The 8,632-nt window shown below is 45.4% G+C and carries 10 protein-coding genes; 2 read left to right on the top strand and 8 right to left on the bottom strand.

Translation table 11 applies throughout. The features are described from left to right. Positions 1-60: 60 nt before the first annotated feature. The 8 genes from H740_RS12450 to H740_RS07760 form a co-directional block, all read right to left on the bottom strand. Positions 61-624: a FecCD family ABC transporter permease gene (locus H740_RS12450; protein WP_269430647.1), complete on the bottom strand. Its 564-nt coding sequence runs from the start codon at positions 622-624 to the stop codon at positions 61-63. Between the two features lie 22 nt (positions 625-646). Beyond that, positions 647-1,072, bottom strand: coding sequence for an iron chelate uptake ABC transporter family permease subunit (locus H740_RS12445; RefSeq protein WP_269430646.1), 426 nt, complete (start codon positions 1,070-1,072; stop codon positions 647-649). Beyond that, entirely contained in the window at positions 1,065-1,916 is an 852-nt protein-coding gene (locus H740_RS07785; RefSeq protein WP_002953014.1) for a class I SAM-dependent methyltransferase, read from the bottom strand. Before H740_RS07785 ends, H740_RS12445 begins: the two co-directional genes overlap by 8 nt. Positions 1,917-2,050: 134 nt before the next feature. Next, positions 2,051-2,578, bottom strand: a complete 528-nt coding sequence (locus tag H740_RS12440) for a TonB-dependent receptor domain-containing protein (protein ID WP_331456431.1) — start codon at positions 2,576-2,578, stop codon at positions 2,051-2,053. A 13-nt stretch (positions 2,579-2,591) separates the two neighbouring features. Further along, positions 2,592-3,014, bottom strand: a complete 423-nt coding sequence (locus H740_RS12435) for a TonB-dependent receptor domain-containing protein (protein ID WP_269430648.1) — start codon at positions 3,012-3,014, stop codon at positions 2,592-2,594. Next, positions 2,978-3,601: a TonB-dependent receptor gene (locus H740_RS12430; protein WP_051052716.1), complete on the bottom strand. Its 624-nt coding sequence runs from the start codon at positions 3,599-3,601 to the stop codon at positions 2,978-2,980. The genes H740_RS12435 and H740_RS12430 overlap by 37 nt, the downstream gene beginning before the upstream one ends. Beyond that, on the bottom strand, positions 3,541-4,020 hold the full coding sequence (locus H740_RS12425) for a TonB-dependent receptor plug domain-containing protein (RefSeq protein WP_051052715.1): 480 nt from the start codon (positions 4,018-4,020) through the stop codon (positions 3,541-3,543). The genes H740_RS12430 and H740_RS12425 overlap by 61 nt, the downstream gene beginning before the upstream one ends. A 603-nt stretch (positions 4,021-4,623) precedes the next feature. After that, positions 4,624-6,822 carry a TonB-dependent receptor gene (locus H740_RS07760; protein ID WP_002953012.1) on the bottom strand — a complete coding sequence of 733 codons (2,199 nt, stop codon included), beginning with the start codon at positions 6,820-6,822 and terminating at the stop codon, positions 4,624-4,626. Between the two features lie 222 nt (positions 6,823-7,044). On the opposite strand from H740_RS07760, the gene H740_RS07755 reads away from it, so the two are divergent. Together H740_RS07755 and H740_RS07750 are read left to right on the top strand one after the other, a co-directional pair. Beyond that, positions 7,045-8,205, top strand: a complete 1,161-nt coding sequence (locus H740_RS07755; RefSeq protein WP_002953011.1) for an FtsW/RodA/SpoVE family cell cycle protein — start codon at positions 7,045-7,047, stop codon at positions 8,203-8,205. A 184-nt stretch (positions 8,206-8,389) separates the two neighbouring features. Further along, on the top strand, positions 8,390-8,632 hold a 243-nt coding region (locus H740_RS07750; RefSeq protein ID WP_231679334.1), incomplete at its 3' end, for a glycosyltransferase.

Here is an 8,632-nt window from a genome sequence, read left to right as displayed (position 1 = left end):
TAAATTCTTTCACGACTAGCTTTTTGCCGTATCCGCAGCTTAAATTTTTTATTTCAAATTTCACAGCCAGCCCTTTTTGCTTTGATAAAGCAGGTAGATAAAAACAGGTGCGCCGATGAGAGACGTGATGATACCAAGAGGTATCTCGCTAGCCATCGCGCACCTTGCGATCGTATCTACTATCAGCAAAAATAGTGCGCCGATTAGCATTGAAGCCGGCAAGAGGGCGTTAAAATTTGCCCCCACGATAGAGCGAGCTATATGTGGCACGATGAGCCCGACCCAGCCTATGATACCGCAAAAAGCCACGCTAGAAGCCGTCAGCAAAGTAGAGGCGCAGATGATGATTAGGCTATAAAATTTGACGTTTACGCCCATAGCCTTAGCTTCTTCTTCGCCGAATGCCAAGATATTTAGCCTAAATCTAAGCAAAAACAGCGGTACCGAGCAAAACGCCGTGACGCCTAGCATATAAAGGACGTTTTGATATCCTCCGGTGCGAGCTAGGCTACCCATCAGCCAAAACGTGATCTCGGGTAGTTTATTTTCGCTATCTGCTAGAAATTTTAAAAGCGAGCTAAAAGCGCCAAAAAGCGAAGATATGACGACGCCTGAGAGCACCATTATGATGACGTTTAGCTTGCCTCTAGCTTATGAGTTGGCTTAAAAAAACTACCGCAAAAACGGCGGCTAGTCCAAAGCCAAAAGCCATTAGCGAGACGTAAAGCACGGGTAGGGAAAGGATGATAGCGATGCTAGCTCCCACCGCCGCGCCGCTAGAGACGCCCAGGATATCTGGCGATACCAAGGGATTTTTAAAAAGCCCCTGATACACCGCGCCGGCCGCAGAAAGAGCGGCACCTACAAGCACCGCAAAGGCGATGCGAGGAAGTCTGATCTGCGTTATTACGGCGTGAGCTTGCTCGTTTGACGACGGCGAGCCAAATAGCAAAGATTTTAAGCTAGCAAAAATTTCGGCTGCGCCAAGACTGTATCTGCCAATAGCCAAGGAAGCAAAAGCGCAAACTATCAGCACTACCGTTAAAACGACAAAAAGAGCTTTGTTATTCAAATTTTACCTCGCTTACATCATACCACATCGCGTAGCTTTTCGTCGCGCGGTAAAATTTAACCCCGCCCCCATCTTTTACTAGCCATTTATCCACGTTTTTTCTAAAAATTTTCTCTTTTTCTTTTGGGATCTCGTCGACGAATTTTAAAAATTCGTAAGCCTCGTATTTGTCCGTAAAACTTTTTTCATAAACGGTGTCAAAGATACGCACATTTACGTTTGCACCCAGATCGTAAAGCATATTGAAAGTGACGTTGTAGCCAAACATTCTAGGATTTTCGTTTATAAAAGGCGGACGTTTTGAAGCTCTTTCGTCGATGCCCGTAAGCAAATCCATCCAAATTTCTCTAAGACTTGGATAATCCTCCAAAAAGCTAGTTATACATACATATTTTTTCGCTGCGTCGTTTAGCTTTTTTATATCGCCAAGGCCAACCGAACGCGAGGCGACGACGACATCGTGCTTGCCGATCGCATCTAGCGCGTCTTCGTCTAGCCAGCTTTTTTTCATAAATTTTATATTTTTTACGCCGGCGTTTTTGGCGTTTTGCTCGCAAAATTTAAGCATTTCTCCAAACGCGTCAAGCGCGGTTAGGCTTTTGGCTCGCCTTGCCATCGGTACGCTAAGGCGTCCCGGTCCGCAGCCAACGTCTAACACGCTATCTCTATCCGTGATAGGCAAGGCACCAGCTAAAATTTGCGCGCTACGTTTTTCAAGCTCGGCCATACCGTTATACATCACGGCTACTTCGTCCCAATTAACCGCGCTTCCGCCTGCTCCGTCTCGCGTCATCGGGGCAAATTTAAGCTCCCTAATCGCCTGCCAGTTTAGTAGTCCTTGCATTTTTTCTCCAAAAAATAAGTTTTTAAATTTGAAGCCAAAGCAAAATTTGACCTCAAATTTAAAAGTAAAATTTAAACGGCGGCTAGATGCTAACCGCCGCTAAATTTAAAAGTGAAGTATTGGGAAATAAACCTCTAAAATTTAACTTCGGCTGAGAGCATAAACGTCCTGCTCTGTCCCAAAAAGATACTTGTACCCGCGCCCGTCGTAGTTCCGTCGATATTTGACGGGAACATTCCGACCCAGTATTTTTTATCAAAGACGTTATTTACGTTAAATCTTAAATTTGTTTGCTTGCCTAGCCACTCTTTGGTAACGTAGCGGATGCCAAGATCTGTGGTAAAGTACGCAGGGACAGCATTTACGTTGCGCTGATCGGCGTAGCGTTTGCCCGTGTAGTGTAAATTTGCGCTTAGGGCTAGCTTGTTTGTATTTGGCACGACGTAGTCAAAGAGTAAATTTGACTGAATTTTTGGTTCGCCGACTACGATTTTACCCTGCGCGTAAGCTTGTTTTGCCTTTTTTAGCTTAGGCTGTATTAGCGCGACGCCACCCATTACGCTAAGATCGTTTGTGATCTTGCCTCCAGCGGTAAATTCCATGCCTCTATTTACCTGCTCGCCTTGGATGCTATATTCGTTGTTATCGCCTAGATAGGCTATCGGGCGTTTTATCTCATAAAGCGCCGCAGATAGGGTCTATGTCGTCCATCCTAGCCTTTGCGCCGATTTCGTATTGTTTGCTTCTAAAAGGCTTTAAGACAACCGTTTCGCCGTATCTTGGATTGGTTCTTTCATAGGTATAGCTTGAGCCAGCCTGTAAGCTATCTGCATACGTGAAGTACAAGCTCACGTCGCTAACAGGATGATAAATAAAGCTCGCCGCGTAGCTAGTGCCGCTCTCGTCGTACGTTTTTACGCCCGTTTGCTTGTTTTTGTTCTCAAAGTTGCTTCTGGCCGCGCTTAAAATAACGCTAAAGTAGTCATTTAGCTTAATATCGTCGGCGATAGTGAGGTTTTTCATTATTGTGTCACTACTCTTATAAGCTCCGCCGCCTTTTGTTACGTGCGGATTTGAAAAGGTTTTTGGATTATACAAATTTGATTTGCCCAAATTTGCTCTTCCGCCGGCGGTTTTTGCGCCGTATATCGTCCATATATATATCCGTTTGCCTGCAAGCCGAAGTTGTGCTCTACGCCAAATGTTTCGAACTCTGTCGCGGCTTTAGCAAACCAGCTTTGCACGTCAAATCTGCTGGCAGCACCGTTTCCGCCGCTGGCTGCTACGCTAAAATCGCCGTTTTGATTCGTAAATGTTTTGCTTGTGCCGTACATATCGCGGATCGCTTTTTGCCACTGATATCCGCCTTCAAAATACCAACTTTCGGTCGGTGCGTATTTAAATTTAACGCTAGCAGTCGTTGTTTTTAGATCGCTTCCGACCCACTCTTGCTCTAGGCCAGCTTTCGTGTTTTTAGTCGCATCCGGAACGGCGAAGTTTAAAACGCCGTTTCTACCAGGCATAGAAAAGCCACCAGGATTTCCTAGTATTTTGTGTTTGTAGTAGCTAAAATTCGTCTCGATAGTAAAATTTTCAGTTAGATAAAAATCAAGCCCTAGGCTAGCTAAATTTCTTTCGTAGTCGCTATTTTTAGCTTGCTTTGCGCCGTCGCTCTTGTAAAACACGCCTCGGTAGCCGACGTACTGAAATCTATCCGAAGTATCCCACAGCCTATACCGAAATTTGAGCGGCTCGTATAGTCGGCCCAAAACGTATTTGAAAACGGTATCGGACGCTTTCTGGTATAGTTAAAGATGCCTGCCGGATCTTGTCCGCCGTAAAGCGAGCCTGCAAGACCGTTTTGTATCTGAAGCCCCTCAAACATATACATAGGTATAGCAGTTGTTGAAACCGAGTAAAAGCCGTCCCAAAGTACGTTACCGACGACCGAACCCTGAAATCCGCGAGTCTGCGGACGGCCTACCTCGATGCCGCCTCTAGTTTGGATTTGCGCTGAAGGAAAATACTTCACCGCATCCTCAAAACCGGCCACGCCTTGGTGATTCATCGCCTCGATCGACATCGTGTTTACCTGATAAGGCATATCAAGCACCTTTTTGCCCGCTAGCGGACCGCTGGCGACGCCCTTGTTTAGTATGCCTTCGCTAATACCGCTCTCGCTGATATTATCGCCGACGCTGTTTACCTCGACGCCTTGAAGCTTGACCGTCTCGGCCGCGTTTGCTTGTGCTGCAAATAGTGCTAAAACCGCACACGCGGCGACTGAAATTTTAATTTTTCATCTATACCCCTTTGTTGAAGTGTTAAAATATTTATTTTTATATTTAAATAAGCCGATGTTACATCTTATTACCTTAATCCGCAATTTATCTGTAATATATTTTTTAAATTTAATAAATTTATGTTTACTTTACAGGCATCTTGGATTAAATTTTATTTTAGTTAAAATTGAGCGTATAAAGAGGTACGAAAGCACTAAATTTGAAAGCGGTATTGCGAGATAATTTTATATCAAGAAGCGTTCAAATTTGAATTAAATTTGAACGCAATAAAGATAAGATAAAGTATCGAGAAACGGCTTTAAGGCGCGAAGAATTTTTCTACCAAAGATAGAACGCGTAGTTTTATCGATGGAGAAAATTTCTGGCTCCCTTAAAGACGCTCGCGAGGCAAGCTCTAAATCAAATTAAAATTTGACTTCAGCAGAAAGCATAAACATCCTGCTCTCGCCCAGGCTTAGCCCGTTAGCTACGCCAAGAACGCTAGCGCTGGTGCCTGCACCGTCGGCGCTTGCAGGATACATGCCTGCCCAGTATTTCTTGTTAAATACGTTATTTACGTTAAAGCGCAAGGTGGTTTGTTTGCCCAGCATGGCGCGGCTAACGTATCTCACGCCAAGATCCGTGACGAAAAAGCTAGGCGTAGCCTGAGTGTTTAGATCGTCGATGTACATCTTGCTCGTGTAGTGGAAATTTGCGCTAAACGCGAGCTTTTCGGTATTTGGCACTACGTAGTCAAATAGCAAATTCGAGTTTAGTTTAGGCACGCCGTTTACGACTTTGCCGTTTGCGCCTTTTAGTAGCGGATCTTTAAATTTAGAGTTTATCAGCGTAAATCCGCCTAGAACGCTTAAATTTGACGTGATTTTTCCGCCGCTCATAAACTCAAAGCCAGTATTTACCTGTTCGCCTTGGACGTCGTATCTGCCGTTACCGCCGACATAGGCGATAGGGCGCTGTATCCTAAATACCGCCGTGCTAAAGTCGATTTCGTTTATGCGAGCTTTGGCGCCTATTTCGTATTGTTTCGAGCGATACGGTTTTAGCACGCTAGTCGTACCGTCGGTGTTCGTGCCGCTGCCGCCTTGTTGCAAGCTATCGGCAAAGGTGATATAAGTGCTCACGTTTTCAACCGGTTTATATACCAGGCTCGCGCCGTAGCTAAGGCCTGATTCGTCGTATTTGGTCACGATAGGTTTTAGCTGTCTTTGCGTAGCGGTTATGACCGGGCGAGTGCGCTCTTTGATCCAGCTGTTTGAGAGGCTTAATAGCAAGCTAAAGTTATCATTTATCGTGATATCGTCTAGCACGGAGATATTTTTCATATCGGTTGTGCTGAGTTTGTATAAATTTGAGCCTTTTTTAGAGTTTGGATGCGGGAAAATTTTAGGATCGTTGATATTTGCCGAGCCAGCTTTTGTAGTCGTGCTCAAATTTGAGTAACGATACTGCACATATCTGTATCCGTTTGCTTGCACGCTAAAGTTGTGATTTAGCCCCCAGGTATCAAAGTCCGTTACCGCCTTTAAATAGCCGCTAGGTAGGTCAAATCTATACGCCGCCGTCGCTCCGCCGCTGTGATAGGTATCGTAGTTGCCGTTTTTATCGGTGATTCTATTTACGACGCTGTGTATATGGCGATCGGCTCGCTGGAACTGATATCCGCCTTCAAAATACCAATCCTCGCTCGGAGCGTATTTAAATTTAGCGCTAGCGGTCGTCGTTTTTAAATTCATACCGCCGTATGGCTGACCAAGTCCGGGAGTTTTGTTGTCCACTGGATCTGGTAACTTTAGGTCGTTTCTGATCATGCCGTCTTTTACGTAAAGCGCAAAAAGTCCCGCAAAGCCGTGAGTGTTGTGCTCGTAGTAGCTAGCTGCGGTCTCAAACGTAAGCGACTCGGTCGGATAAAACTCGAGCGTGATACTGGCTAGGCGGCGCTGATAGTTGCTGTCTTTTACTTGTTTTGCGCCGTCTGAGCCGTATACGACTGCGCGGTAGCCCACCTTGTCAAATTTCATCGAGCTATCCACGCCTACGCCAAAGTGCTCTCGCGAAGCGTAGTCCGCCCAGATGCTGTGCTCGTTATCTACTGGGCGTTTTCTCGTGTAGCTAAAGACGCCGACTGGATTTTGCGGGCCGTAGAGCGAGCCGGCAAGACCGTTTTGTATCTGCAAGCTCTCAAACATCGCCATAGGAATCGCCGTAGTCGAGATAGCATAAAAGCCGTCCCAAAAAACGTTACCCACGACGCTACCCTCAAAGCCGCGTGTTTGCGGACGACCGACCGTGGTGCCGCCTCTCATCTGAACCTGCGCGGACGGGAAATATTTCACCGCCTCCTCAAAGCCAGTTACGCCTTGGTGATTCATAGTTTCTTTTGTGATCGTGCTTATCTGATACGGGGTGTCTAGCACCTTTTTGCCGGCTAGGATACCGTTTTGCACGTTTTTAGCTAGGATACCTTCGCTGATACCGCTCTCGCTGATGTTATCGCCGACACTGTTTATCTCGACGCCTTCTAGCTTAACCGTATCGGCGGCATTTGCTTGCGCTGCAAATAGCGCCAAAACCGCACATGCGGCAACTGAAAATTTCACTCTCATTTAGACTCCTTATTGGTTCTATGCTAAATTTGCATAACGCGCGTATGTTACAAATTGTTTACTTAATACAAAATTAAAATTATATATTGGTATAATATATATTAGTATATTTTTTATAGCGATGATTTGGTAAAATTTGAAATTTATAAACACCCGATTAACATCTTTGTAAGTCATAGTTAAGTAAAATCGCCCTTTAAATTTAACTCGGGAAAGGGAAAAATGCAGGCGGATAAGTGGATATTTTACTCTTGCGTCGCGCTCATTACTATCGGTATCGTTTTTTCGCTATCCTTGCCCGTTTTTACCGTGCTTTTTTTTAACTACGAGCCTTATCATTTTTTTATCAGGCAGCTTGTCGTGGGGGCGATCGGGATATTTTTGATGTGGGGTATCTCTCGCCTAGATCCCGATAAGTCGATGGTCTGGATCGGATTTTGTCTGTTTGGCTTTTGCGCTATCGCGATGGGTGCAATGCATGCGCTACCTAGTTCGCTAGTTACCGATGCGGGCGGTGCGAAGCGCTGGATACGCTTGCCGGGTTTTTCTCTGGCACCTGTTGAGTTTTTTAAGATCGGTTTCGTTTACTTTTTGGCATGGAGTTTTGCACGCAAGATCGACGGTAGCAAAAAGAGCCTAAAGCAAGAATTTAAGCTCATTTTGCCTTATATGTTTTTGTTTTTGATAGCCGTTTATCTCATCGCCATCCTTCAAAACGACCTTGGTCAGGTCGTCGTTTTGGCGCTCACGCTCATCGTTATGATGCTTTTTGCCGGCACTAGCAAGCGGCTTTTCGTCATCGGTATGGCGGGCGCTTCTGTGCTTGCTTTCGTGGCTATTTTCACGTCCGAACACCGAATTTTACGTATCAAATCATGGTGGGGCACGGTGCAAAACATGGTCCTTTCGCTTATGCCCGAAAATATGGCAAATATGTTTCGCGTCGAGGGTGTACCTGAGCCATATCAGATTTCGCACTCCCTAAATGCGATAAAGCACGGTGGATTTTTCGGCGAGGGGCTGGGAGCTGGCGTGTTTAAGCTCGGATTTTTGAGCGAAGTGCACACTGACTTCGTACTTGCCGGTATCGCCGAAGAAGTCGGGGTGCTCGGGATACTTATTATCACGTCGCTTCTTTTGATTTTGCTTTTCCGCATCTTTCGCGTCTCGTCAAGGAGTGAAAACAAAGTCTACCACCTCTTTACGCTCGGCGTCGGGCTTCTCATCTCGTTTTCGTTTATCATGAACTCATACGGCATCACCTCGATCACGCCTATCAAGGGTATCGCCGTACCGTTTTTAAGCTACGGAGGTAGCTCGATCCTAGCGCTTTGCATAGGAGTCGGCATGGTGCTGATGGTAAGTAAAAAAGTAAAAGATTAGGCTCAAATTTGACTTACGACGCAAATTTAAGGTCAAATTTGAATACCCGAAATTAGATAACAAGGAGTAAAATTTGACGTCTGAAAATTTAAAAGACAAACAAATTTCAGCTGAAATTTCGCCGTCAAATTTGACTAACGGCGAAGCCCAAAACAAAACCGAAAGTAGTCTGCAAAGCAGCGCTATCGTTATCTGCGGAGGCGGCACTGGCGGACACCTGGCTGTCGCAAAAGCTCTAAACGAGGAGCTAGTTTCGCGCGGATGCAGAACGATATTTGTGGGGTCTAGTAGCGGCCAGGATAAGATGTGGTTTGAAAACGACGCCGCATTTAGCGAGAAATTTTTCCTGCCTAGTAGCGGAGTCGTAAACAAAAGGGGACTAGGCAAGTTTTTTCGGCTTTTTAATATCCAAAATTTAGCTTTAAAT

This window comes from Campylobacter showae CC57C (assembly GCF_000344295.2).
GTDB lineage: Bacteria > Campylobacterota > Campylobacteria > Campylobacterales > Campylobacteraceae > Campylobacter_A > Campylobacter_A showae_B.
This window is presented reverse-complemented; position numbering and strand designations above follow the sequence as displayed.

What these genes read in the sequence shown, in the direction of transcription:
- H740_RS12450 (WP_269430647.1), bottom strand. Translation starts at nt 624, where the DNA reads ATGGTGCTCTCAGGCGTCGTCATATCTTCGCTTTTTGGCGCTTTTAGC.
- H740_RS07785 (WP_002953014.1), bottom strand. Translation starts at nt 1,916, where the DNA reads ATGCAAGGACTACTAAACTGGCAGGCGATTAGGGAGCTTAAATTTGCC.
- H740_RS12425 (WP_051052715.1), bottom strand. Translation starts at nt 4,020, where the DNA reads ATGCCTTATCAGGTAAACACGATGTCGATCGAGGCGATGAATCACCAA.
- H740_RS07760 (WP_002953012.1), bottom strand. Translation starts at nt 6,822, where the DNA reads ATGAGAGTGAAATTTTCAGTTGCCGCATGTGCGGTTTTGGCGCTATTT.
- H740_RS07755 (WP_002953011.1), top strand. Translation starts at nt 7,045, where the DNA reads ATGCAGGCGGATAAGTGGATATTTTACTCTTGCGTCGCGCTCATTACT.